This is a genomic window from Pararhizobium gei, from assembly GCF_029223885.1.
GTDB lineage: Bacteria > Pseudomonadota > Alphaproteobacteria > Rhizobiales > Rhizobiaceae > Pararhizobium > Pararhizobium gei.
Map to the genome: position 1 here is coordinate 3,182,739 of NZ_CP119409.1, position 23,912 is coordinate 3,206,650.

Sequence of the window (23,912 nt, forward strand, 5' to 3'; positions counted from 1 at the left end):
TAACTCAAATGCGATACAGTCAAGGGTCCAGTTTCTGTCGCCTGAGAATGAGCGATGTCAGCGGCAGATGCGCGAGATGCATACGCCCTTCGGAATCCCGGCGACGCCTCTCGGCAGGCCTTGTAGGAGGTCAATCATGACCCGTCTTGGTCGATGCAGGAACACGAAACATGCTAACGGTCGCCTTTTATCACGGGGCGAAGTCGTCAGTAGATTCGTGTCGGTCTTGTAACCATGCTCCCGTCCATTCAACCTGCGCGGCAGGAGCCGATTGACGTGAACGGATGGCGTCTATGCAATTATAGATTGCCATAGCATCAAGTCACCAACCTTATGGCATTTGCTGCATAATCCCGGAACTTTCAGTGGACGTTTCAAAGCACGACCTGCTGCCGACCCTACTTGATTTGCGTAGCATGTGACGCTCCGCCATCTTCCGCGGAATGCGAATAAGGCGATATTCGAATGTCATCGAAGGCTCATTCAGTTTGATGTGGTCACCCCCGCCTGCGTAGGAAGTGCTGAAAGTAAATTGTGCCCCTCTCGTCTTCGTCAGCCGCCGCCGCGTTTTCGGGCGTCCAGCCCGTCATCTCGCTCAATCATCACCTTACCGTGTGCAGCGGCCTCAGCCGCCAAAGCGATAAGCTGGTCCTTTTCGCCGGAGAGAATGCCAAGGACCCGTTCGTACTGTGCACGCAAAATTTTCATCGCCTCGGCCTCAAGCGCGGCAGGCATCTTTTTGACATCCAGCGCTTCTGGCGTGGCAACGAAGAATGGCGTCTCACCCAGACCATATGATCCAACCAGCCGACGAACGATTGCAGTTGCATGTTCGATGTCACTGCCAACTAGACCTCCAGAGCCCAAGGATCTGTCGTTGAAGACGACCGCCTCGGCTGCCATTCCTGCGAGGGCAACCGCGATCCGATTCAGAAGAACGGTCTCTGTGGGTAGGTTATTCTCCAACAGATCATACGAAGTTTGGCCTCGCTGATAGGAATCCGGGGAAAGGTCGAAGGAATCCCTTATCTCGATCGTCGCGGAGCGCGCACAATTTAGCGCCAGCGCGATTAAGGCATGTCCGGCTTCGTGGACGCCCAGCCTGAACAGCTCTTCGGGCGTGTAACTCCTCCTTTCAGGCATGACAGCGCGTAAGTCGCTCGCCTGAAGTTCACGCTCCTCATTCCTTGCTTGTCGGCGGGCGGTTCGAACGAGTTCTTCGAGTGCTGCTGCGGACTTCCCGCCCAGATCGTTGCCAATCTCGATCAAGGATTCGAAAGGCAGAGCTCCTCCTGTGTGGTAGCGCAGGATCTCCGCCCGGGTCGCAGCGTCGGGCAGGCCTAACTTGAAGTGCTTTTCAATCCGGCCTGCCCGGAGGATCGCGGGATCAATCCATTCCGGATAGTTCGTGGCACCGATAACGATCACGCCGTCTCCGGGGGCGTTCATCAGGCTTAGGAACTCATTAATGACTACTTGCCAGTACGTCTCATTGGGATGACCGGTCGGTCTGGAGGGGCGAGAACCGATGCTGTCGAATTCGTCGATGAACAGGACTGCACCCTTACTTGCTTTGGCCTCATCGAAACTCCTTCTCATCGCTGCCAGCATTTCATGGAGGTAGCCCCCAGATTGCCACACACCCACGGTGGTCTGGATCAAACGGAACCCCAGAGCCGTCGATAGGGCCGAAGCGAAGTACGTCTTTCCCGCGCCAGGCGCACCGGATACGAGAGCACTCTGTCCGATATCCTTCCAACCCAACTTCCCTTGTCGCCAGAGCTCGATGTCTTTGGCCAATCCCCGTGCCCAAACCTTTTGTTCTTCGAAGCCCGGCAGATCGAATAGACTGGGCCCGTCCTGGTCCGAATGCTCAAGCTCGAGCAGCGCCCGTGTATCATCAACTGACCACAGTGGCTTCATCACGCCGGCAAGCATCACGCTCTCCGGCTTGCCGATAAGGACACTCACTTGCTCTTCGCTCAATGCCGGCAATCCCAGAATGCGGCGGGTAGCGTGGACATCTTCGGCCGAAGGTGGCCTCAGCGACAAGATCTGCTTCGAGACGAAGCGCACTTCTTTGGGTACCTCGTTGATGTGCGTTGCAAGGAGTATTCGCAGGCCTCGTAGATCAAAGATGGACGGCTCTAGTTCGATGGGCCTCTTCCGCTTGATTGGGTTGGCCAGTCTCACGGCTTCGGGGTGCAGTCCCCATTCGTCGGCGTCGTCATTTAAGACGACATGGCAGGCCCTTTTGTAAGACAGCGGTCTAAATTCGAGTGGGACGGTTGCGATGACAAATCCATCACCGGAGCGAAAGTTGACACCATCCTCCTTCATCAATCGCCGAAGTGCGAAGTAGGCCAGAAGGCCACTCGGGTCCTTCTTCAGATCCCGGAAGCGTTCACGGAGTTGATCGCGCTTCATGTCAGTGCCCTTTCTTCGGTCGGGGCATACCGAGACGGTACCAACGGCTAAGGGTGCGGGCGAGACCAATGTCTGGGTTCATGTACATGAGCTGGCTGGTGACGATTTCGCCCCCATCTGGGAGCAATGGGTGACCAGTGACGATTCCTTTCATCGCGTGGCACCAGCCGAGCACAAGCCTGTGATCCTCAAGCAGCGGCGCCTTTGCCAGAATATCCGCAGTGTCCAGCTTTCCCGCTTCCAGTTCCTCCAGGTCGCGGAGCAAGCGCCGCATAATGCCCGGGTCATCGAATGCGAATGTCATGTGCTCAATCCTTCCCAGTTGCCCATACAAGAGCTCGTACCGCAGGACGCCCCAGGCGTCCATAGGGATATGAAGGGCGTCTGTATTTTTTTGAATCTTGATTTCCAGCGTTTCTCGCTTGTGTCTGTCGGATGACAGTGATTGATGAGGGCAGCGTAATGGTGCTCCAGAATGATCGCTCCACCCAACATACTCAGGGCCGCTCGAGAACTCCTTGGCATGAAGCAGGCCGAGGTGGCAGATGCTGCAGGAATATCGAGGAGTTCAATACAACGACTTGAATCCGGCCGGCGCGACTGGACGCATGGCTCTGTCTTGCTGCAGACATTTTACGAGCAAGAGGGGATCGTGTTCGTTCGGCCGGTTGACGGGAACGGGTGGGGGCTTATCAACAACTCCGGCCGTGAAAGCTGATTGTTGACAAGCCCGCTGCCTATTAATTGTCCGAGAGGCCGAGAGTGGTACCCCTAAGCAAATCTCTCCAGGCAATCATTTCATTCAGCGCGGACCATATTTGGTTCGTACTTTCTCCCGCCGGCTGCACCAATATTCCCTCTAAAGCCGTCTGAAGATGTAGCTGTTGTTTTGCTAATACCGAAGAAAACGGCGCGCATTTCAGTCAACTATAGTGCCGTACCGCCTTGAGGCCGAATTCCCTGCATCCGACATCATCGAGAATTGACTTCGCTACGCGGCTTCCGAGCTCCTCTGCGCTCGTGATTCCCTGAACGAATGGCAGCTTGTGAAGCAGAAACGGTATGGACACGCAGTAAAGACTATGGCTGAGCGGTTTTTCGAATTTCGGCCGGAACTGGCTATCCAAGTCAATCCCCCCCGTCGCGACGGTGGCAGTGTCGTCAGTCGCCGCGAATGCCGTTGAAGCCTTCACGGTCCGCGCTTCGCGAACCACGCCCTGCGCGATCAGGCTTGGAAACGGGACATCCCAGGCTGAGACAGCATGCTGGCCTGTCGCGTCGATAAACGCCGTGAACGCATGCCGATCATCGCAGATCTCGATCACGGCACCTTGTTCGGCACTGTCGTTGTCGAGCCTGTAGTCCGGACCGAGTTTGAGCACGGAGAGTCGCCCCGCCCGGTGAAGCGCCAGCAGACGTTCGATCGACTGGTGCGGGACGGTCGCATAGTCATCCACGAACAGCGTCTTGAAATATTTGTGAAAGCGTTTCAGGTCTTCCTCGTTGAAATGTGGGACCGCCCGCAAAACGGTTTCGTGCATGCACAGGATCGAATAACGCCAGGCGACCGTGGTACGCGTCGCCTTGTTGGTCCTGGCCTCCCCAAGGTTCAGCGCTGCCCAGGTAAACGGGTCGTATGATTCGCGTTCCGAGAAATAAGCGTCCGCCACGGTCTCAACGGTCAGCATGCCAAGGCCGATGCGCTCGGAATATGCGGGATCGCTGGCAAATAGCTGCGCGCGAAAGAGCTCAAATATTTCGTCGAGCAGCCTGTCCGGAACGGTGTCAACCAGCCTGTCCACTGCAGCTTCCGTGAAAATAGAAAGTGGCTCGTACGGGATAGGACAGTAAAAGTCTGCTTCCGGCAGAAGGCCTTTCCTCGACATCATCGTCAAGTGGAAATCGGGACCGGATGCAGAGTGATACTGCATCGTTCCGGAATCATCGAGCAGGAACGACCCATGCGCTGTGGCAACCGATACCACCGCGTCGATACCACTCAGGGACGTTCCGAGTACGCCGACGGAAACATCGCCGATCGTATCGAGATTTTTAGCTGGCCACGGAGAAATGAAAAAACCCGGCTTGGTCTCGGTCTTCTCCGGCCAGTCATGACCCGTGGCCATGACGACATGGTCGAACGCCTTGGAGTCCGTAGCGCCGTCCTCGCCCTTGACTTCCACGTTGATGTCGCTCTCCCTGAGCTGGATATCCAAGACCCTGTGACTTGCCTTGATATCAACGGTATGGCCGCGAGCCACGGCCTTCGCCAACAGTGCATTGAGCTGCGCCTCGAAATACGCTCCAAGAACGACCCGCGGATAGAATTCCCGCTCGCCGATGGTCTCGACCGGGACGCCGAGCATGGCGAGTTCGGCAGGGCTCTTGCGCCTGAGCCAATGCGTCAGGCTCTCGCACACGGGCGGCAACTCGATGCTGGCAATATTGGCAAGCATCGCCCTGTCGTTGGCGCGGGGGTGATAGGGTGTCCCCTTGCCTGGATCGGCATTGGCTTCGTAAACGGTCACCGACAAAGGTGTCTCGCTCTCCATCAGCCCCTTCAAAGTATAAATCCCGGTCGGACCGGAGCCGATGATGGCAATGCTGGTCATTTTAAACTCATGTGTTGGAATCCGTCGGTCGGTGCGCCATGGATCAATTGATGGGTTGCTGTCGATACGAGGAGCGGGTTTACTTTCCCCGATCGACCTCCTCCTCGATGGCGCAAAGTCGAGCGTTGACCGCCTCACCACCGCCACCGCAAATTCAACCCGATGCCATTCGATCAAATCTGCTTCCTTGACAGGCAACGGGACGGCGACCTGGCGGTTTTATCAAGCTCGACCTTCCGTTCTGTGGCCCGGATGTCGGGTTAAACGCTCGATCGCCGTTTCGCTGGTCACGGGGAGAAATCGGAGAAATCCCCATGTTCGCCACGTCCGTAACGTCCAATACGCGCGCGCTGCCACCCTCGCCACCAGAACCCTTGGTCGCGATATTCGTTCCCTTCATCGCTAATATTGTAGCGGGCGAGTAGCTATCGCGACACCGGGCTATATCTCGGCAATGAGACACGAGACGCACAATATATTCGAACGAACACCCGCTGGAGCTGTTAACGTCGATCATGGCGGTTCGTCACCGAAATGGAGCAAGGGTTTGCGAGAAAACTGCGCAGGAACCGTCGAAAGCTTATGGCGCTATCCAGTCAGCTCTCTCGGCGGAGAAAGCCTCGATACACTGACGCTGGACCGCGGTGGTGTCGTCGGCGACAGGATTTACGGCCTTGTCGATGCGCAAACGGGAAGGCCCGCAGCGCCGGAAAAGGACGCGAGGTGGAGACCAGTTCTTTTCCTGCGATCACGAACTGCCGCTGGAACAGTCGAAATCGGTTTCCCCGACGGGGAGTGGCATGACATTGGAAGCGGCGCGTTGAACGGTCGTTTGTCGGAATACCTGGGCTTTCCCGTCGCGGTCCGCTCCTATGGAAAGCCGGGATCGGACCCGGACATCGCCATTGCAGTCAACCGTTATGTACCAAGTCCCCTGCATATCCTCACCACCGCCTCGCTCCGTCATTGCGCTAGGCTTACGGAGAGGCCTTTTATTGACGTTCGTCGTTTTCGACCAACAGTGCTGCTAACCACCAGGGACGTGCACGCCTTCCTCGAAAGCGCCTGGATTGGCACAAAAATCACGGTTGGCACCGTGGTCGCCCACGCCGATGAGGAAACCAAACGATGCGGGATGACTTTGATCGCCCAGCCCGGCCTCAAGGAGGACGCCGACCTCTTGAGGGGCATCCTCCGTCACAATCGCCGAAACCTTGGGATCTATTGTTCCGTCGCGACCGGGGGCAATATTTCCCTTGGAGATGAGCTTTTTTCGATCTCCGAGTGCTGAAGCTGCTCTCGCCTGCATTTGGTCCGCTAGCGACGGCAGCCCGAATGCTCGGCCAGGCCTGATGCGTGGACCACCGAGCGCCAATCGCTGCGGAGTCAAAGGCGCTCGGCGGCTTATGTTATCTCAACGAGACATCGGCGACGTTATCCTGGTAGTCCTTCTTGGGGTCGGACCCGAGGAGCATTTTTATCCCCGCCCACAAACTTGAGCCGTCCTTCCAGATTTCCGCATGCTCTGCGTCCAGTCTGAGGAGGACGAGTTTAGGGTCGTCCTTGCCGCCTTCGTACCACGCTGCAATATAGTGGTTCCATAACCGATCAATTGTCGCCCGGTCGGTGTCGATGCCGAGATTGCCATGGATCGCCGCAAACACGTCATGACCTTTGGAGGCGAACGTGGCCACTGCACGCGAGCCTTCGGACAGCTTGCCGACCAGCTTCGACTCCGTTGACGTGAAAAACCAGATCGGCCCGTGATCTCCTTCGATTTGCGCGGTCATTGGCCGCGTGTGGCTTTCGTCTACACCAGCCAATCCCAGCATCAGCGTCATGTCCGATTTTAGCGCTTTCCAGAATTTTTCTTTTAGCTCTTGCTCGTCGGCCACTCATCGTACTCCCGTTTTGTCTTGGTTTTGAACACGACGAAGTAGATGAAGCCAGGTTGGCAAAAATCAAGACCCCGATAAAGCGCATGGCCGGACACGGCATCGATCGACTGATCTGCAACCAGCCCTATTCGATCCCTGCCATGAACGCCGGAAGCTGTTGTTCGAAGAATTTCGAGAACGAGGCGATCCGCGGGGGGAGTGCCTGATAGGGCGGATAATAGAGGGTCAGCCAGAGTTCCGGCGGCGACCAGGCTTGCAGGACATGAATAAGACGGCCGGCGCGCAGATGCTCGCCGACATGGAAGCGGGTCAGCATCGCGACCCCCATGCCATCGGTTGCCATGCTTGCGAGCACCTCCCCGCTAATGGCGCTGAACGCGCGGCCGGCGGAAATGCTCGCTGTGCCGCTACCGTCTGACAAAGCCCAGTTTTCCCGTCTGCTCTCCTCGCTTTAAGCAAGGCAATCGTCAGGCGTCAGTTCGTTCGGATGCCGCATATCCGCAAACCGGCTTCCTGAGCGCTGATCCTGAGACGGCCGTGATCGGCCCTGTGGGTGTTCACCACATCTTTTCTGGCATCTTCCAGCGCCTGTACGGCCGGCTGTATCTGCGCGGCGAAGATCTCACCATCCGTCGTCAAGGACACCTGCCGCGTCGTGCGCACGAAAAGCTGCACGCCGAGATCGTCCTCCAGCGCGGCGATTGCCCGCGTGACGGCTGCCGGCGTCATGTCGAGTTCCCCCGCCACCTGGGCAAAGTTCCGCTTCTCCGCAGCAAGGAGAAAGGTTCGAAGAGCCTTCTAATCGTTCATTTTGTTATTTCATCCAGCGCAACACATTGAAAATAATTATTGCAATTCCGGACGACGATCAACGGGGGTAGATATTCAATCACACAAGACAACCCAAGCCAGCCACGGAAGGCGAACATCATGATCAAGGATATCAAGGGACTGCACCACATCACATCGATGGCGTCAGACGCCCGCCAGAACAACACGTTCTTCACCGACAGTCTCGGCTTGCGCCGCGTCAAGAAGACCGTGAACTTCGATGATCCGAATGTCTACCACCTCTATTACGGCGACGAGGCCGGCACCCCCGGCACGGTCATGACCTACTTCCCCTTCCCGGACGTCATGCGCGGCAGGCCCGGCGTCGGCGAAGTCAGCGAAACGCAGTTTGCGATTCCCAAGGGCTCCCTCTCCTTCTGGCAGGATCGTCTGGCAGCCAAAGGGACCGGCAATCTTCAGACCGGCACAGTTTTCGGCGCCAACAGCCTGCGTTTCAATGGACCGGACGGCGAAGGCTTCGCCCTGATCGAAACGGCCGACGACAGCCGCAAGGCCTGGAACGGTGCCGGTATCGACGACAGCGTCGCCATCCGGGGATTTTCGGGTGCGAAATTTCGCCTGCATGACACCGCCGCTACCGCCGAACTGCTCGGCTTCATGGGCTACCAACGCGCCGAGTCGGAAGGCGATGTGACGCGCTTCATCATCCCGGGTGGCAACGGCGCCGACACGATCGATCTGGAAATCCTGCCAAAAACGCCGTTCGCACGGCAGGGTGCTGGCTCGGTTCATCATATCGCCTTCGCCGTCGAGAACCGCGCAAAACAACTCGAAGTCCGCAAGGCCCTGATGGATACCGGCTACCAGGTCACGCCCGTCATCGACCGCGATTACTTCTGGGCGATCTATTTTCGCACACCTGGTGGCATATTGTTTGAAATTGCCACCAACGAGCCTGGTTTTGACCGCGACGAAGACACAGCGCATCTCGGCGAGGTTTTGAAGCTGCCTGCCCGTTACGAGCCTTTCCGCGATCAGATCGAGGCCGGACTGGCCCCGCTCGCCGCCTGACGTCGGCCGACGTCGCTTTGAAACAATTTGGCGGCATAACGTTCAAGACGTGCCGCCTTCCCTGCCCCATTGCCTAATCCAACCCAACGAGAAGGAAACATACCATGTCCAGCAAGCTCCAGGTCCTCACCCCGCAGAACAGCCAACTGATTTTCATCGACCAGCAGCCGCAGATGGCATTCGGCGTCCAGTCGATCGACCGGCAGGTTCTGAAGAACAACGTCGTGGGTTTGGCCAAGGCGGCCAAAATCTTCAACATTCCGACCACGATCACCACCGTCGAAACGGACAGCTTTTCCGGCAACACCTTCCCCGAACTGCTTGCCGTCGTTCCGGAGAACGACATTCTCGAGCGCACCTCGATGAACTCCTGGGACGATCAGAACGTCCGCGACGCACTGGCCAAGCATGCCGCTGACGGCCGCAAGAAAATCGTCGTCGCCGGTCTGTGGACCGAGGTTTGCAACACGACCTTCGCGCTCTCCTGCATGCATGACACCGATTACGAAATCTACATGGTCGCCGATGCCTCCGGCGGCACCTCGGTCGATGCCCACAAGTACGCCATGGACCGCATGGTACAGGCGGGTGTCGTGCCCGTCACCTGGCAGCAGGTTCTGCTCGAATGGCAGCGCGACTGGGCCCGCAAGGAGACTTATGACGCGGTCACCAAACTGGTGAAGGAGCATTCCGGCGCCTACGGTATGGGCATCGACTACGCCGTCACGCACGTTCACGGCGGCGCCGAGCGCGTCAGCCACGGCAAGCGCATCGGCCCGAACCCGGCCGCCATCTGATCTGAAACAGCCCCGTCCGGATCCGCCTGGCGGGGCACTCTTTTGGAAGGGAACGCCGGATGAAAATCTATCTTCTCTCGCTCGCCGTCGGCCTCCTCGTCGGGGTTATCTACGGGCTTCTCAATGTCCGCTCGCCTGCTCCGCCGGTCGTTGCACTTGTCGGCCTGCTTGGCATTCTGGTCGGCGAGCAAATCGTGCCGCTGGCGAAAAACATCTGGAGCCGCGAGCCGGCTGCGGTATCCTGGCTTCATCAGGTCAAGCCGCACATGTTCGGCCACCTCCCGAAGGGCGGGGTGACTGCCGTGGAGGCGACATTGCCGCGCGAAGAACCGACCTCGGGGAAAAGCTGATGACGACGCGACGCACATTCCTGGGGGCAGCATCGAGCCTTGCTTTTCCAAATCTGTTTTCGCCGGCCCATGCCGCCGATCCTTCTCAGACCGGAGCCACGTCCATGCATGCAGACATCGTTCTTCACAACGGATTGGTCACGACCCTTGATCGCACCAACCCGAATGCGACCGCCATCGCCATCAAGGACGGCCTGTTCCTGGAGGTGGGTACCGACAGCGAAATCATGGCGCTCGCCGGGCCGAAGACGAAGATCGTCAATCTCAAGGGCAAGCGCGTCCTGCCGGGCCTGATCGACAACCACACCCACGTCGTGCGCGGCGGTCTCAACTTCAACATGGAACTGCGCTGGGACGGTGTCCGTTCGCTTGCCGACGCCATGGACATGCTGAAACGACAGGTGGCGATTACGCCTGCTCCACAATGGGTGCGCGTTGTCGGCGGCTTTACCGAGCACCAGTTCACCGAAAAGCGCCTGCCGACCATCGACGAAATCAATGCCATCGCACCCGATACCCCTGTGTTCCTGCTGCATCTGTATGATCGCGCGCTGCTGAATGGCGCTGCTCTTCGCGCCGTCGGCTACACGAGAGATACCCCGAACCCGCCCGGCGGCGAGATCACCCGCGACGCCAACGGCAACCCGACGGGGCTTCTTCTGGCCAAGCCGAATGCCGGCATTCTCTATTCGACGCTGGCCAAGGGGCCAAAGCTTCCTTTCGACTACCAGGTCAATTCCACCCGCCATTTCATGCGCGAACTCAATCGCCTCGGCATCACCGGCGTCATCGATGCCGGCGGCGGCTACCAGAATTATCCGGATGACTATGCCGTCATCCAGAAGCTGTCGGACGAAAATCAGCTGACCGTCCGCCTCGCCTACAATCTGTTCACGCAGAAGCCGAAGGAGGAGAGGCAAGACTTTCTCAACTGGACGCAATCGGTCAAATACAAGCAGGGCAACGATTATTTCAGACACAACGGCGCCGGCGAAATGCTGGTCTTTTCCGCAGCCGACTTCGAAGATTTCCGCGAGCCGCGACCGGAGCTGGCTCCGGAAATGGAAGGGGAACTGGAAGGCGTCGTGCGGATACTCGCCGAAAACCGCTGGCCCTGGCGTCTTCACGCCACCTATGACGAAACCATCAGCCGCTCCCTCGACGTCTTCGAGAAGGTCAACAAGGATATCCCGCTCGAAGGCCTCAACTGGTTCTTCGACCATGCCGAAACGATCTCCGACCGCTCCATCGATCGGATCGCTGCACTGGGCGGCGGTATCGCCACCCAGCACCGCATGGCCTATCAGGGCGAATATTTTGTCGAGCGTTATGGCCACGGCATCGCCGAAGCGACACCGCCGATCCGCAAGATGCTCGACAAGGGCGTCCACGTCTCGGCCGGCACGGACGCAACGCGCGTCGCCTCCTACAATCCCTGGGTCTCGCTCTCCTGGATGGTGACCGGCAAGACGGTTGGCGGCCTGCAGCTCTATCCGCGCGCCAACTGCCTCGACCGCGAAACGGCGCTGCGCATGTGGACGGAAAAAGTCACCTGGTTCTCCAACGAGGAAGGCAAGAAGGGCCGCATCGAGAAGGGCCAGTTCGCCGACCTCGTCGTGCCAGACAAGGACTTCTTCTCCTGCGCAGAGGACGAGATCTCGTTCCTGGTGTCTGAGCTGACAATGGTTGGTGGCAAGATCGTCTACGGTGCAGGAGACTTCAAGACGCTCGACGAGAACGACGTGCCGCCCGCCATGCCCGATTGGTCGCCTGTGCGAACCTTCGGCGGTTACGCAGCCTGGGGCGAACCACAGGGCGCCGGCGAACGCTCGCTGCGTCGAACCGCGATCTCCACATGCGGATGTGCCAGCGATTGTGGCGTTCACGGCCACGACCATGCAGGCGCCTGGACCTCGAAGCTGCCGATCACCGATCTCAAAGGCTTCTTCGGTGCTCTCGGATGCTCCTGCTGGGCCGTGTAAAGGCGCACCGCATCGCGCTGGACGAACAGAACGGGCAGCTACCACTGCCCGTTTGAGCGAGATAATTATTGCAAAAATAGCAACGAACTGAGAACTATTGATGCAATTGTTGGCGGACATCTTTCTGGCCAATATCGCTCCACCAGCCAAAACAATGCCGCTCGGTTCGACCGGCCAACATGACAGGAGCAGACATGATTGATCACTCTTCATCCACGGGACGCCAAGGCGCGCTGCTCGCAAATGTCGCTGCCGCGCCGGTGACGCGTTTCATCGCGCTGCTTGCCTTATGCGCCGCCTATATTCAGGGGCCGCTCACCAAGCTTTTCGATTTTCAAGGTGCCATAGCCGAAATGGAGCATTTCGGCCTCCAGCCTGCGGCATTCTTCGCAATTGCCGTCATCGCATTCGAACTCACGGCGTCCGCCATGGTTCTGTCCGGCTTCTTCCGCTGGCTTGGCGCGATTGCGCTTGCCATCTTCACGCTTCTTGCAACCTTTGTCGCTCTCCGGTTCTGGAACATGCCGGCTGGTATGGAGCGCATGATGGCAACCAATGCATTCTTCGAACATCTTGGCCTTGCCGGAGCGTTCGTCATCGTCGCCATCGCCGACCTCACGAAGGGAGCGAGCAAATGAGCGCGACGAAATCGTCCGGCGGCGGTTTCGCGCCGCTCCGCCAACCCGTGTTTGCTGTCCTGTGGGCTGCAACGGTTCTCGGAAACACCGGCAGCTTCATGCGCGATGTCGCCAGTTCGTGGCTGATGACCGATCTGTCGGCCGCACCGGCAGCCGTCGCCATGGTGCAGGCCGCTGGCACCTTGCCGATCTTTCTGCTGGCGATCCCCGCCGGGGTGCTGTCGGACATCCTCGACCGGCGCAAGTTCCTGATCGCCGTCCAGCTCCTGCTCGCCACCGTCAGCATATCGCTGATGATCCTGTCCCACATGGGCATGCTCTCGGTCAGCGCCCTGATCGGGCTGACCTTTCTGGGTGGGATCGGCGCTGCCCTGATGGGACCGACATGGCAGGCGATCGTGCCCGAGCTGGTGCCACGCGAAGATGTGAAGAGCGCCGTCGCACTCAACTCGCTCGGCATCAACATCGCCCGTTCGATCGGCCCGGCGGCCGGTGGCCTGCTGCTCGCGGCTTTTGGAGCCGCCGTCACCTACGGTGCAGACGTCGCCAGCTACATCGTGGTCATCGCCGCGCTGATCTGGTGGCCGCGCGCAAAAAACGCCGACGATGCCTTGTCGGAGAATTTTTTTGGCGCATTCCGCGCCGGACTGCGCTACACCCGCGCCAGCAAACCTCTGCACGTCGTGCTGCTGCGGGCGGCGATCTTCTTCGCCTTTGCCAGTGCGGTCTGGGCGCTGCTTCCGCTGGTGGCACGCCAGCTTCTGGGCGGCGATGCAGGCTTCTACGGACTTCTTCTCGGTTCAGTTGGCGCGGGCGCCATAGGCGGCGCGCTGGTCATGCCGACGCTGCGGCAACGCTTCAATTCCGACGCCCTTCTTCTGGGCTCCGCCATCGTCACGGCGGTCGTCATGGGAGCCCTCTCTTTCGCGCCGCCGCAATGGCTGGCGGTTGTCATTCTGCTTTTTCTCGGAGCCGCATGGATCACCGCCCTCACCACCCTGAACGGTGCGGCGCAGGCTGTTCTGCCCAATTGGGTGCGGGGACGCGGCCTTGCCGTCTATCTCACGGTCTTCAACGGCGCGATGACGGCAGGCAGCCTTGGATGGGGTGCCGTCGGGGAAGCCGTCGGCGTGCCCGCTACATTGCTGATCGGAGCGGCCGGACTGCTCGTCGCAGGCTTCATCATGCACCGCATCAAGCTGCCTTCCGGCGAGACGGATCTCATGTCGTCCAACCATTGGCCGGAGCCGCTCGTCGCCGAACCTGTGGCGCATGACCGTGGTCCGGTTCTCATCCTGATCGACTACCACGTCGAAAAGCACAATCGTGCGAAATTCCTGCATGCCCTGGACGACATGTCATCGGAACGTCGCCGCGACGGGGCCTATGGCTGGGGCGTAACGGAAGATTCCGCCGATCCGGAAAAGATCACGGAATGGTTCATGGTCGAATCATGGGCCGAACACCTGAGGCAGCACAAGCGCGTATCGAATGCGGATGCAGACCTCCAGAGCAAGGTTCTTGCTTTTCATAACGGCCCGGAAAAGCCGGTTGTCCGGCACCTTCTCTCGATCAACAAACCCGGGAAGGCAACCTGACGATTTTAGATGGGACCGGGAACGGCCGGCAACTGCCGCTTTCAGCGACCGTCAATCATGACTGCTTGAAACGGCAGCCGAAGTACCAACCACCCGTTAAACCATGAAAGAGCCGCCATGACCGAAGCAACATTATCCCTTACCCGCCGTGGCGCTCTTCATGCTGGCGCAGTTTTCACCGCAAGCCTTCTGTTTCCAGTCCGCTTTACCTCGGCAGCGACACCCGCTGCCACTCTCATCCCAGCAAATACAGGAGAAAAGACCATGGGCTTCGTTACCACCGCAGACGGCACAGAAATCTTCTACAAGGATTGGGGTCCGAAGGACGCACAGCCGGTTGTGTTTCATCACGGCTGGCCGCTTTCGTCCGACGACTGGGATGCCCAGATGCTGTTTTTCCTTGGTCAGGGCTACCGCGTGGTTGCCCATGATCGCCGCGGCCATGGCCGCTCGACGCAAGTCTCGGATGGTCATGACATGGACCACTACGCTGCCGACGCATTCGCCGTGGTGGAAGCGCTCGACCTCAAAAATGCCGTCCACATCGGCCATTCGACAGGCGGTGGCGAAGTTGCCCGCTATGTGGCCAGACATGGCGAGCCGGCCGGTCGCGTCGCCAAGGCGGTCCTTGTTTCCGCAGTACCGCCCTTGATGCTCAAGACGGCTGCCAATCCGGAAGGCCTGCCGATCGAAGTCTTCGACGGCTTCCGCTCGGCCTTGGCCGCCAACCGCGCGCAGTTCTTCCGCGACGTGCCCGCTGGCCCCTTCTATGGCTTCAACCGCGAGGGAACGACGGTCCACGAAGGCGTGATCCAGAATTGGTGGCGTCAGGGCATGATGGGCGGCGCAAAGGCCCATTACGATGGCATCAAGGCCTTTTCGGAAACCGACCAGACGGAAGACCTCAAGGCGATCAGTGTGCCCACGCTGGTGCTGCATGGGGAAGACGACCAGATTGTGCCGATCGCCGATGCCGCCCACAAGGCCATCAAGCTGTTGAGGAACGGTACGATCAAAACCTATCCGGGCTTCCCGCACGGCATGCTGACCACCAATGCCGATGTCCTGAACGCCGACCTGCTTGCCTTCATCAAGGCCTGATCAGCAATGCATCTGGATGCCGCCGCGGCTTGGCGGCATCCAGATCGACCCCGCGTCCGTCAATGACGGTTGCTTGAGCGCCACGCGGCCGGCGGCATCCCGACGGATCTGGTAAAGATGTCGGTGAAAGCGTGCTCGTTCTGAAAGCCGCATGCCCTGGCGATCGAAGCCATGTTTTCAGCCGTTTTGGCCAGTTGCGCCTTGGCCCGCTCCACCCGACGTGCCGAAAGCCACTCACCGACAGACTGCCCGGTCGTGGCCAGGAAGCCCGAGCGGAATTCGTCTGCGGAAAACCCGCTCGCATCGGCAATCTCGTGGATTTGGATATCGCGCGACAAATTGGCGGCGATAAAGGTTCTGACGCGCTTTTCCTGCAAGGGAGAGAAACGGCCGCTGGCCGAAAGCCTCTGGGCGGGAGACCTCCCGTACCGGTGTGCGAGATGGGCGTTGAAAGCCAGCCCGACATGCGCAAGCAAGCTGTCCCTCACCTCTTCAGGCATGTCGAACATCGGCAAAAGAGCCGCACCGATATTTCGAACAACCGGATCGTCAACCCCTCGGCACGTCTCAAGATCATCAATTTGCGGCTCGCCGGCCTCTGCGGTGAGTTCAACGAGATGCGCCTTCGGAACATGAAACACCAGCGCCTCAAGGCAACCACTGACTGCGATGGCAGCCCCTTTTTTCAGGCTGATGAGACAGATCGAGCCTTTGGGGTAGTGTCTCGACGATTCCAGTGTACCGCCCGGACGGATGTCGGCGTGGTCGACATCGGCGAGATACAGCATCACGAGGAATGCATCTTCCGGCGGAAGAAACACCGGATCGTCGCCACCTTCATAAAAACGGCAAAGATGTACAATCGTAAGTTTTGCGTCACGGAATGGCACAATGACCAGTTCCCTTGCCGCCCCGACACCGAAACCCGCTGCAATTCTGTCGCTGACGGTCAACCGTTCACTCATATTTGTATCGATCATCCGCCCAGGAAGCGGTAAGCCGGAACGCAGACGCGGCATACCCGTTCTATGCGGCATCAGAACGCCGATCTTGAAGAAAAGGATCCTTTCCGCAGAGATTTTAACAGACTAGCGGAAAAGCAATGCCAATCCTCACTCATACCCGCCAAGGCGGGCACCCATGGCTCCAGAGGGAAATTATACGTCTTGATCTCTGATTCTACTCCTAAAACCCAGTCTTCGGCTCAACACGTGATCGACGGATTTGGTTGCCCTTTGAAACAGCTGGCAATCAGCCAGAGCCTGACGACCGCAGACATCGGGATCTTCCGAAAGGCGACGGGCCAAACCAGGCTCGATCAAGTCAAGACCTCGGCCAGCGATCGCGGTTTCGTCATCGGCGTGTCTTTGACTGGTGGCCACCGACGGCACATTTTCCATGAACATCATGCATCGTCCCATGATTTCACCGAAAACGCGATTTATATTCGCGATCTCGCTCAAGCCTACACGGCAGATCTCAGCAACCCGTTCGATTTCATGCTGTTCGAGATATCGCCTGCATCTCTCGAAAGAATCGCCAACGAGGCGGAGCTTGCCGGCGTTACGTCACTGGCAGCTGAAACGGCGTCCAAGGATATCGTGCTTGCCAATCTTGCGCGCGCGCTGATCCCGGCGCTCGAAAGGCCGGAAGAGGCCAGCGCCCTGTTCGTCGATCAGATGACGACGGCGATCGGCGCCTATCTTGTGCAGCGCTACGGTGGACGACAGGCCCAGACCGCCAGCCGAACGGCAAGCCTGTCCCGCGCGCATGAGGAACTGGCAAAAAGCATCATCCTCGAAAATCTTGAAGGCGACGTTTCGGTTCTGGACGTTGCCCAGGCCTGTAACCTGTCACGCGGTTATTTCATCCGTGCCTTCAGGGAAACGACGGGCGTGACGCCCTACCAGTGGCTTCTTGGCGAACGGATCAAACGCGCCCGAGACCTGCTCCGCTCGTCCAATGCACCGCTTGCCGAAGTCGCCATCGCTTGCGGCTTTGCGGATCAGAGCCATTTCACCCGCGTGTTCTCGGCCATCGTCGGCGCAACCCCCGGCGCATGGCGCCGGAACATATGACGCGAACCGGCTGAATTCGAGCCCTCCGGCAATGCGCCGGCCGTGATCAACGAGACAGCCGCTTCGACAAAACCAACTTGTCGAAAGCACGCATCAGTCGATGTCCGCAGAACCTTGCCCGTGTTTCTACAGGCGGTGAATGGCGTCTGGTTCTCCAGCAGCCGCCCGCACGAAGCCCTTGCTCGCCACCATCAGGTTCTTCGTATACGTTTCCCTCACCTGCCCGGAGGTCAGCTGGCCGGCTGTCAGTTCTTCCACTACTTTGCCGCTGTTCATCACCGCCAGCCGCTCGCACATATGCGTGACGACGCCGAGATCGTGGCTGACCATGAGGTAGGTGAGCTTGCGGTCGCGGCGGACCTGTTCGAGCAGGTTGAGAATTTCGGCCTGCACGGAGGCGTCGAGGGCCGAGGTCGGCTCGTCAAGCAGCATGATCTTCGGTTCGACGATCAGGGCGCGGGCAATGGCGATGCGCTGGCGCTGTCCGCCGGACAGCTGGTGCGCGTAGCGGAAGCGGAAGGACGAGCCGAGCCCGACCTCGTCCAGAGCCCGCAGGATGCGGCGCTCGGAATCGGCGACGGAATGAATGTCGAGCGGCTCCTGCAGCAGGCGATCCACGGTCTGCCGCGGGTGGAGCGAGCCGTAGGGATCCTGAAACACCATCTGGACCTTGCGGTAGAAGGCCTTGTCGCGGCGCCTTGCGTCAAGCGGCATGCCGTCCAGAAGGATCTTGCCGGAGGCAAGCGGCGCCAGCCCGACGATGGCGCGCAGCAAGGTCGATTTGCCGGAACCTGACTCTCCGACCAGCCCAAAGGATTCGCCCGGCGCCACGGTGATACTGACATCCTTCAGCGCATGGAACGCATCGTAGATCACCGTCAGATTTTCGATAGAGACCGCCGCCGTCATGCCGCCCACTCCGGCTGGCGGTCGAGCACCGGTAGCGGGTGCCTGTTGGTGCCGAGCGTCGGCATGCAGTTGAGCAGGCCCTGCGTATAGGGATGCTTCGCATTGCCGAGATCCGACGCCTTGATCTCCTCGACGATCCGCCCAGCATACATGACGATGACCCGGTCGCAGAAGGACGACACCAGCCGCAGATCGTGCGAGATGAAGATCAGCCCCATGCCCCTGTCCGCCACAAGCCTGTCGAGGATTCTGAGGACGTCGAGCTGAACGGTGACGTCGAGGGCCGATGTCGGCTCGTCGGCAATCAAGAGCTCCGGCGAGGCGATCAGCATCATCGCGATCATTGCCCGCTGGCCCATGCCGCCGGAGACCTCGTGCGGATGGAGATCGAAAACGCGCTCTGCATCGCGAATCTGTACCGCCTCCAGCATAGCGATCGCCCTGTCGCGGGCCTCTTTCTTGCTCACAGCCTCATGGGTGCGCAGCGTCTCTACGATCTGACGGCCGATGCTCATCACGGGGTTCAGCGAATATTTCGGATCCTGAAGGATCATCGCAATCCGGCTGCCGCGCAGGGAACGCCGGGTTTTCGGCGCAATGGAGAGGAGATCGACACCGTCGAAGTTCAGTGTCCCGGCAGAAATCCGCGCCTGCGGCGGCGTCAGTCCCATGATCGCCCTGCCGGTCTGCGACTTGCCGGATCCGCTCTCCCCGACGATGCCCAACCGCTCGCGCCCGAGCGTGAAAGACACGCCGCGCACGGCCTCAATCACGCCGCTGCGCGTGGGAAAGCTTACCCTCAGATCGTCTACGGTCAGCATCGGGTTCATTGGCCGCTTTCCTTCGGATCAAGCGCGTCGCGCAGCCCGTCGCCGAGCAGGTTGAAGCCGAGGCTGACGATGAGGATGGCAATGCCGGGCATGGTGGCGACCCACCACTGATCGAGAATGAACCGGCGGCCGGAAGCAATCATCGCCCCCCATTCGGGAAGCGGCGGCTGTGCGCCAAGACCGAGGAAGCCGAGGCCGGCGGCTGTCAGGATGATGCCGGCCATGTCGAGCGTGACGCGCACGATCAGCGACGACAGGCACATGGGCATCACATGGCGCAGCACGATGCGAAATGGCGACGCCCCCATCAGCCGGATGGCGGAGATATAATCCGAATTGCGCACCGTCAGCGTCTCGGCCCGAGCGATGCGCGCATAGGGCGGCCAGGAGGTAACGGCGATGGCGACGATCGCGTTCTCGATGCCCGGCCCCATGGCGGCAACGAAGGCGAGCGCCAGCACGAGTTTGGGAAAGGCGAGGAAGATATCGGTAATGCGCATCAGGACGGCATCGACCCAGCCGCCCGCATAGCCGGAGACGGCGCCGACGAGAAGGCCGATCGGTGCCGCGATGATCGCGACCAGCACGATGACGAACAGCGTCAGCCGCGAGCCGTGCAGCAGGCGCGAGAGAATGTCCCGGCCCTGGTCGTCCGTGCCGAGCAGATAGCCCTCGCTCCCCGGCGGCAAAAGGCGGGCGCCGCCAAGATTGCCGATGACGGGCGAATGCGGCGCCAGCACATCGGCGAAGATCGCGATCAGGATGAGCAGGAGAATGATGCCAAGCCCGATGACCGCCAACCTGTTGGCGGAAAAGCGCCGCCACGTCATGTAGGCACGGCCGAGACGAGCCTGCAGGCGCGATTGCGGCCGGTCGGTCATCAGCCACGCCCGGCGGTTCATCGGAAGGGACGGTGTCATCTCGCTCATTTGGCGCGCGTCCTTGGGTCAAGCGTCCTGTAGAGAAGATCCGACAGGATGTTGATGGCGATGAAAACGGAGCCGATGATGATCGTGCCACCGAGAACCGCGTTCATGTCGGCATTTTGCAGGGAATTGGTGATGTAGAGGCCAAGCCCCGGCCAGGCGAAAACCGTTTCCGTCAGCACCGAGCCTTCCAGCAGCCCCGCATAGGAGAGCGCAATCACCGTGACCAGCGGCACAGCGGCATTGCGCAGGGCATGGCCCCAGATGATCCGGGTTTCGGAAAGACCCTTGGCGCGTGCCGCGACGATATATTCCTGGCTCAGTTCGTTCAGCATGAAGCTGCGGGTCATGCGGCTGATATAGGCGAGCGAGAAATAGCCAAGCAGGCTGGCCGGCAGGATGATGTGACGGAAGACGTCGCGGAACACATCCCATTGCCCCTGCATCGCCGAGTCCAGCAGGTAGAGGCCGGTAACGGGCGTAAAACTGTATTCATAAACGATGTCGATGCGGCCGGGAAAGGCGACCCATCTGAGCTTGGCATAGAACAGAAGCAGCGACAGAAGCGCCAGCCAGAAGATCGGCACGGAGTAGCCGACAAGGCCGACGATTCGCACGATCTGGTCGGCGATCGAGCCGCGCTTGACGGCGGCTAGCACCCCGAGCGGCACACCGATAAGGCTGCCGATCAGCGTGCCCAGCGTCGCCAGTTCGAGCGTTGCCGGGAATACCCGGCGTATGTCGCTCATGACAGGGTTCGTCGTCAGAACCGAGGTGCCGAAATTGCCGGTCAGGGCGTCCCGGACGTATAAAAAGAACTGCTCGTACAGCGGCCTGTTGAACCCCAGCGCCTCCCGCGTCCGCTCCACCACATGCGCCGGTGCCCGATCGCCAAGGATCGCCAGCACCGGATCGATCGGAATGACGCGGCCGATAAAAAAGGTCACGGCCAGCAGGCCGAGATAGGTCGTGACGATGACGACCAGGAACCGCAAGGCGGTCCCTGCCCATCCCCTGGCGCGGGCGCGTCCGCGCCCGGCCAATTCTACGGTTTCGGGAAGGCTCACCGGCTTTGCCCCGAACTATTCCTTCGACACGGTGAAGACGTAGTTGGTATCGAAGCTCGGGCCGAGCTTGAAGCCCTTCAGGTTCGCGCGGTAGCCGGCCACCTCGGTCTGCTGGAAAACGATGACAAAGGGACTTTGAGCCAGCACCTTCTTCTGCAGGTCCTTGTACATTTCGGCACGCTTGGCAGCGTCCTTTTCAAGCAGCGCCGCCTTGCTCTGCTCCGTCCACTCCTTCGGCACATCCCAGGTATTGCGCCAGGCAAGCGTCTTGTTCTTGCCCTCGTCGGAATTGTCGGGGTTGACGGTGAAGGTCTCGGCGTTGGAATTCGGATCGAAATAATCCTGTCCCCACTGGCCGATATAGATGTCGTGCGTGCGGGCCCGGTATTTCGTCAGCGTCTGCTTGCCGTCGCCCGGGATGATGTCCATCTTGATATTGGCCTGGGCCAGCGTCTGCTGCACGGATTCGGCAATGCCGGTAACCGGCTGTGTATTTCGGACGTCCATCGTCACCGTGAAGCCGTCGGCAAGGCCTGCCTTGGCGAGCAATTCCTTGGCCTTGGCGACATCCAGCTTGTAGGGATTTTCCGAGAGTTCGCCGAGAACCCCCTTTGGCAGAAATGTCTGGTGGATCTCCCCGATACCCTTGATCAGCGTCGAACCGATGGCGTCGTAATCGACCAGATACTTGAACGCTTCCGCGACTTCCGGCTTGGCAAGGTTCGGGTTCTTCTGGTTGAGGCTGAAATAATAGACGGTGCCCTTCGGGGCGCTGGTGGCGGCGAGATCGGTGTTCTTCGCCACCGCCTCAAGATCGCCGGGCTCGAGATTGCGTGCAACGTCGATATCGCCGGCTTCCAGCGCCAGGCGCTGGCCGGAGCTTTCCTTCATATGGCGGTAGATGACGCGGGCGAGCGGCACCTTCTCGCCGTAATAATTATCGTTGCGCTCCAGTACCACCACCTCGTTGGCACGCCATTCGCGCAGCTTGAAAGCGCCGGATCCGGCATACCCAGTCTTCAGCCATTCATTGCCGAAGTCGGTGTCGTACTTGTACTCGGCCGATGGCGTCATGGGCTTTGCATTTTCCACAACGAGCTTCTTGTCGACCACGGCGCCGACGGTCGCCGTCAGGCAATTGAGAACGAAGCTGGGCGCATAGGCCTTGTCGACCGTAAAGACAAAGGTGTTCTCATCCGAAGCCTTGGCTTTTTCCGTCACATTGTCGCCGCTCAGGCCGAACTGGGTGAGAATGAAGGCCGGGCTCTTGTCGAGCTTGACGACACGCTCGAAGGAATAGGAGACATCCTCTGCGGTGACCGGATTACCGGAGGCGAATTTCAGGCCGGGCTTCAGCTTGAACGTGTAGGTCAGGCCGTCGTCCGACACCGTCCAGCTTTCGGCGAGGTCGCCGACGATCTTGGAGGTGTCGTTGAGATCGAGGCGAACGAGATAGCTGTAGGTGTTAGATGTCACCTCGGCGGTGGAGAGCTCGAAGGCCTCGCCCGGGTCCATGGTGATGATGTCGTCGAACGCAAAACCCTCGACCAGCGTATCGGCGGGCGTTTCGGCATAGGCGGGCGCACCGGCCACAAGGATCAGCGAGAGGGCGGCACCTGCCGTCAATTTACGCATATGCTTGTTGAGTGAATGCATCATTGTTCCGTTCCCTTTTTCTGATTGTATGAACTCTATCGCTCAGGGCGCTTCGTGCCAGGCCAGTGCCAGAACACGCAACCAGTTGTCGCGGCACAGTTTGGCAAGCTCCGCATCACCATAACCGGCACCCTTGAGGGCGGCAATCAGGCTTTGGTTGCCTGCGGCATCGCTGATGTCCTCCGGTATGGTTGCGCCGTCGAAATCCGAGCCAAGCGCGACGCAGTCGATACCCATGCGCTCGACCATGTAATCGATATGCCGGACCATGTCCGACAGCGGCGTCTTCGCGTTTTCCAGGCCATCGGGACGGAGCATCGTGGTCGCATAGTTCAGCCCGGCAAGCCCCCTGCTCTCCCGGATCGCGTCCATCTGGCGGTCTGTCAGGTTGCGCGCGACGGCCGTCAGCGCATGGGCGTTTGAATGGCTGGCGATCAGCGGCTGGTCGGTGGTTCGGGCGACGTCCCAGAAACCCTTTTCGGTGATATGCGCAAGATCGACCAGAATACCGAGCCTGTTGCAGCTCCGGACCAGCTCAAAACCCGCATCGGTCAGCCCCGGTCCCGTGTCGGGGCTCATCGGATAGGCGAAAGGCACGCCATGTCCGAAAATATTGTTACGGCTCCAGACGGGTCCGAGCGACCGCAGACCGGCGGCGTAAAAGGTCTCCAGTTCGGTCAGCTCCGGCCCGATCGCCTCGCAGCCTTCCATATGCAGCACGGCTGCAAAGACACCGGCCTCCATCGCCGTCCTGATATCCTGCGTCGAGCGGCAAAGCTTCCATGCGCCGGCGCGGTCAAGGCGCAACGCGATCGCTGCGAATTCCAAGGCGACGTCGAGCGATGGCTGGCGTTCAAGCGGCTCCGACAAAGGCGTCGCATAGTGGCCGTTTTCATCCGGCGTCTTCAGCACCAGATGGTTGGACGGTATGTAGATCGCCGACAGGCCGCCCGCGAGACCACCCTGCCTGGCGCGCGGTCCGTCAATGTGGCCTTCCGCCGTGCCTTGTGAAAACTCAAGAACCGGATCGGCACCCTTCCTGGCATTGCTCCACAGTCTGAGCAGGACGTCGTTGTGGCCGTCGAACACTGCCTGCATTCCAGATCCTTGCCTTGTGTGAAGGACAAATCGATTTTGTCCATCCGGTCAAGAATGCGATGCTATTCAAACCGGTTACGAA

General features: G+C 59.7%; 21 protein-coding genes and 1 pseudogene. 10 read left to right on the forward strand and 12 right to left on the reverse strand.

Annotated elements, in window-relative coordinates:
* Positions 1–552: 552 nt before the first annotated feature.
* Entirely contained in the window at positions 553–2,427 is a 1,875-nt protein-coding gene (locus tag PY308_RS15455; RefSeq protein WP_275784197.1) for an AAA family ATPase, read from the reverse strand.
* Between the two features lies 1 nt (position 2,428).
* The gene (locus tag PY308_RS15460) at positions 2,429–2,731 is read right to left on the reverse strand and encodes a DUF6634 family protein (RefSeq protein WP_275784199.1); all 303 of its coding nucleotides are present in this window, start codon (positions 2,729–2,731) and stop codon (positions 2,429–2,431) included.
* A gap of 219 nt (positions 2,732–2,950) precedes the next feature.
* Between PY308_RS15460 and PY308_RS22995 the strand changes: the two genes are divergently transcribed.
* Complete coding sequence (locus PY308_RS22995) at positions 2,951–3,145, forward strand: helix-turn-helix domain-containing protein (RefSeq protein WP_350339846.1); 195 nt, start codon at positions 2,951–2,953, stop codon at positions 3,143–3,145.
* A 205-nt stretch (positions 3,146–3,350) separates the two neighbouring features.
* Here PY308_RS22995 and PY308_RS15465 read toward each other — a convergent pair whose 3' ends face one another.
* Complete coding sequence (locus PY308_RS15465) at positions 3,351–5,039, reverse strand: FAD/NAD(P)-binding protein (protein WP_275784201.1); 1,689 nt, start codon at positions 5,037–5,039, stop codon at positions 3,351–3,353.
* Between the two features lie 547 nt (positions 5,040–5,586).
* Between PY308_RS15465 and PY308_RS15470 the strand changes: the two genes are divergently transcribed.
* On the forward strand, positions 5,587–6,330 hold the full coding sequence (locus PY308_RS15470; RefSeq protein ID WP_275784204.1) for an MOSC domain-containing protein: 744 nt from the start codon (positions 5,587–5,589) through the stop codon (positions 6,328–6,330).
* Positions 6,331–6,448: 118 nt separating this feature from the next.
* Here the strand turns inward: PY308_RS15470 and PY308_RS15475 are convergent, their stop codons facing one another.
* Positions 6,449–6,934, reverse strand: coding sequence for a pyridoxamine 5'-phosphate oxidase family protein (locus PY308_RS15475; RefSeq protein WP_275784206.1), 486 nt, complete (start codon positions 6,932–6,934; stop codon positions 6,449–6,451).
* A gap of 127 nt (positions 6,935–7,061) precedes the next feature.
* Positions 7,062–7,684, reverse strand: a pseudogene (locus PY308_RS15480) (LysR family transcriptional regulator).
* Between the two features lie 183 nt (positions 7,685–7,867).
* On the opposite strand from PY308_RS15480, the gene PY308_RS15485 reads away from it, so the two are divergent.
* From PY308_RS15485 to PY308_RS15515, 7 genes are all read left to right on the forward strand, one after another.
* Complete coding sequence (locus PY308_RS15485) at positions 7,868–8,800, forward strand: ring-cleaving dioxygenase (RefSeq protein WP_275784208.1); 933 nt, start codon at positions 7,868–7,870, stop codon at positions 8,798–8,800.
* A 104-nt stretch (positions 8,801–8,904) separates the two neighbouring features.
* A complete protein-coding gene (locus PY308_RS15490) occupies positions 8,905–9,597 on the forward strand; it encodes a hydrolase (protein WP_275784210.1) in 693 nt (230 codons plus the stop codon).
* Between the two features lie 59 nt (positions 9,598–9,656).
* Positions 9,657–9,947, forward strand: coding sequence for a XapX domain-containing protein (locus PY308_RS15495; RefSeq protein WP_275784212.1), 291 nt, complete (start codon positions 9,657–9,659; stop codon positions 9,945–9,947).
* Positions 9,947–11,929: an amidohydrolase gene (locus PY308_RS15500; protein ID WP_275784214.1), complete on the forward strand. Its 1,983-nt coding sequence runs from the start codon at positions 9,947–9,949 to the stop codon at positions 11,927–11,929. Before PY308_RS15495 ends, PY308_RS15500 begins: the two co-directional genes overlap by 1 nt.
* 194 nt (positions 11,930–12,123) lie before the next feature.
* Positions 12,124–12,567, forward strand: a complete 444-nt coding sequence (locus PY308_RS15505; RefSeq protein ID WP_275784216.1) for a DoxX family protein — start codon at positions 12,124–12,126, stop codon at positions 12,565–12,567.
* Positions 12,564–14,165 carry an MFS transporter gene (locus PY308_RS15510; RefSeq protein ID WP_275784218.1) on the forward strand — a complete coding sequence of 534 codons (1,602 nt, stop codon included), beginning with the start codon at positions 12,564–12,566 and terminating at the stop codon, positions 14,163–14,165. Before PY308_RS15505 ends, PY308_RS15510 begins: the two co-directional genes overlap by 4 nt.
* A gap of 264 nt (positions 14,166–14,429) precedes the next feature.
* Positions 14,430–15,266, forward strand: coding sequence for an alpha/beta fold hydrolase (locus tag PY308_RS15515; RefSeq protein ID WP_338051073.1), 837 nt, complete (start codon positions 14,430–14,432; stop codon positions 15,264–15,266).
* A 59-nt stretch (positions 15,267–15,325) separates the two neighbouring features.
* Here PY308_RS15515 and PY308_RS15520 read toward each other — a convergent pair whose 3' ends face one another.
* On the reverse strand, positions 15,326–16,231 hold the full coding sequence (locus tag PY308_RS15520; RefSeq protein ID WP_275784224.1) for an AraC family transcriptional regulator: 906 nt from the start codon (positions 16,229–16,231) through the stop codon (positions 15,326–15,328).
* A gap of 279 nt (positions 16,232–16,510) precedes the next feature.
* On the opposite strand from PY308_RS15520, the gene PY308_RS15525 reads away from it, so the two are divergent.
* On the forward strand, positions 16,511–17,344 hold the full coding sequence (locus PY308_RS15525; RefSeq protein WP_275791157.1) for an AraC family transcriptional regulator: 834 nt from the start codon (positions 16,511–16,513) through the stop codon (positions 17,342–17,344).
* Between the two features lie 126 nt (positions 17,345–17,470).
* Here PY308_RS15525 and PY308_RS15530 read toward each other — a convergent pair whose 3' ends face one another.
* From PY308_RS15530 to PY308_RS15555, 6 genes are read right to left on the reverse strand one after another with little or no spacing between them, the layout of a single operon-like run.
* Positions 17,471–18,253, reverse strand: coding sequence for an ABC transporter ATP-binding protein (locus PY308_RS15530; RefSeq protein WP_275784226.1), 783 nt, complete (start codon positions 18,251–18,253; stop codon positions 17,471–17,473).
* Positions 18,250–19,083: an ABC transporter ATP-binding protein gene (locus tag PY308_RS15535; RefSeq protein ID WP_275784229.1), complete on the reverse strand. Its 834-nt coding sequence runs from the start codon at positions 19,081–19,083 to the stop codon at positions 18,250–18,252. Before PY308_RS15535 ends, PY308_RS15530 begins: the two co-directional genes overlap by 4 nt.
* Positions 19,080–20,012 carry an ABC transporter permease gene (locus tag PY308_RS15540; protein WP_275784230.1) on the reverse strand — a complete coding sequence of 311 codons (933 nt, stop codon included), beginning with the start codon at positions 20,010–20,012 and terminating at the stop codon, positions 19,080–19,082. Before PY308_RS15540 ends, PY308_RS15535 begins: the two co-directional genes overlap by 4 nt.
* The gene (locus PY308_RS15545; RefSeq protein ID WP_275791158.1) at positions 20,009–21,052 is read right to left on the reverse strand and encodes an ABC transporter permease; all 1,044 of its coding nucleotides are present in this window, start codon (positions 21,050–21,052) and stop codon (positions 20,009–20,011) included. Before PY308_RS15545 ends, PY308_RS15540 begins: the two co-directional genes overlap by 4 nt.
* A 39-nt stretch (positions 21,053–21,091) precedes the next feature.
* Positions 21,092–22,735 (reverse strand): ABC transporter substrate-binding protein, encoded by a 1,644-nt coding sequence (locus PY308_RS15550; RefSeq protein ID WP_275784233.1) that lies wholly within the window; start codon positions 22,733–22,735, stop codon positions 21,092–21,094.
* Positions 22,736–22,774: 39 nt separating this feature from the next.
* Entirely contained in the window at positions 22,775–23,830 is a 1,056-nt protein-coding gene (locus tag PY308_RS15555; RefSeq protein WP_275784235.1) for a dipeptidase, read from the reverse strand.
* Between the last annotated feature and the right edge of the window lie 82 nt (positions 23,831–23,912).

Excerpts from the sequence above, each read along its gene's own strand:
- PY308_RS15455 (WP_275784197.1), bottom strand. The coding sequence starts at position 2,427 with ATGAAGCGCGATCAACTCCGTGAACGCTTCCGGGATCTGAAGAAGGAC.
- PY308_RS15460 (WP_275784199.1), bottom strand. The coding sequence starts at position 2,731 with ATGACATTCGCATTCGATGACCCGGGCATTATGCGGCGCTTGCTCCGC.
- PY308_RS22995 (WP_350339846.1), top strand. The coding sequence starts at position 2,951 with ATGAAGCAGGCCGAGGTGGCAGATGCTGCAGGAATATCGAGGAGTTCA.
- PY308_RS15465 (WP_275784201.1), bottom strand. The coding sequence starts at position 5,039 with ATGACCAGCATTGCCATCATCGGCTCCGGTCCGACCGGGATTTATACT.
- PY308_RS15485 (WP_275784208.1), top strand. The coding sequence starts at position 7,868 with ATGATCAAGGATATCAAGGGACTGCACCACATCACATCGATGGCGTCA.
- PY308_RS15490 (WP_275784210.1), top strand. The coding sequence starts at position 8,905 with ATGTCCAGCAAGCTCCAGGTCCTCACCCCGCAGAACAGCCAACTGATT.
- PY308_RS15495 (WP_275784212.1), top strand. The coding sequence starts at position 9,657 with ATGAAAATCTATCTTCTCTCGCTCGCCGTCGGCCTCCTCGTCGGGGTT.
- PY308_RS15500 (WP_275784214.1), top strand. The coding sequence starts at position 9,947 with ATGACGACGCGACGCACATTCCTGGGGGCAGCATCGAGCCTTGCTTTT.
- PY308_RS15505 (WP_275784216.1), top strand. The coding sequence starts at position 12,124 with ATGATTGATCACTCTTCATCCACGGGACGCCAAGGCGCGCTGCTCGCA.
- PY308_RS15510 (WP_275784218.1), top strand. The coding sequence starts at position 12,564 with ATGAGCGCGACGAAATCGTCCGGCGGCGGTTTCGCGCCGCTCCGCCAA.
- PY308_RS15515 (WP_338051073.1), top strand. The coding sequence starts at position 14,430 with ATGGGCTTCGTTACCACCGCAGACGGCACAGAAATCTTCTACAAGGAT.
- PY308_RS15520 (WP_275784224.1), bottom strand. The coding sequence starts at position 16,231 with ATGAGTGAACGGTTGACCGTCAGCGACAGAATTGCAGCGGGTTTCGGT.
- PY308_RS15530 (WP_275784226.1), bottom strand. The coding sequence starts at position 18,253 with ATGACGGCGGCGGTCTCTATCGAAAATCTGACGGTGATCTACGATGCG.
- PY308_RS15535 (WP_275784229.1), bottom strand. The coding sequence starts at position 19,083 with ATGAACCCGATGCTGACCGTAGACGATCTGAGGGTAAGCTTTCCCACG.
- PY308_RS15540 (WP_275784230.1), bottom strand. The coding sequence starts at position 20,012 with ATGAGCGAGATGACACCGTCCCTTCCGATGAACCGCCGGGCGTGGCTG.
- PY308_RS15550 (WP_275784233.1), bottom strand. The coding sequence starts at position 22,735 with ATGATGCATTCACTCAACAAGCATATGCGTAAATTGACGGCAGGTGCC.
- PY308_RS15555 (WP_275784235.1), bottom strand. The coding sequence starts at position 23,830 with ATGCAGGCAGTGTTCGACGGCCACAACGACGTCCTGCTCAGACTGTGG.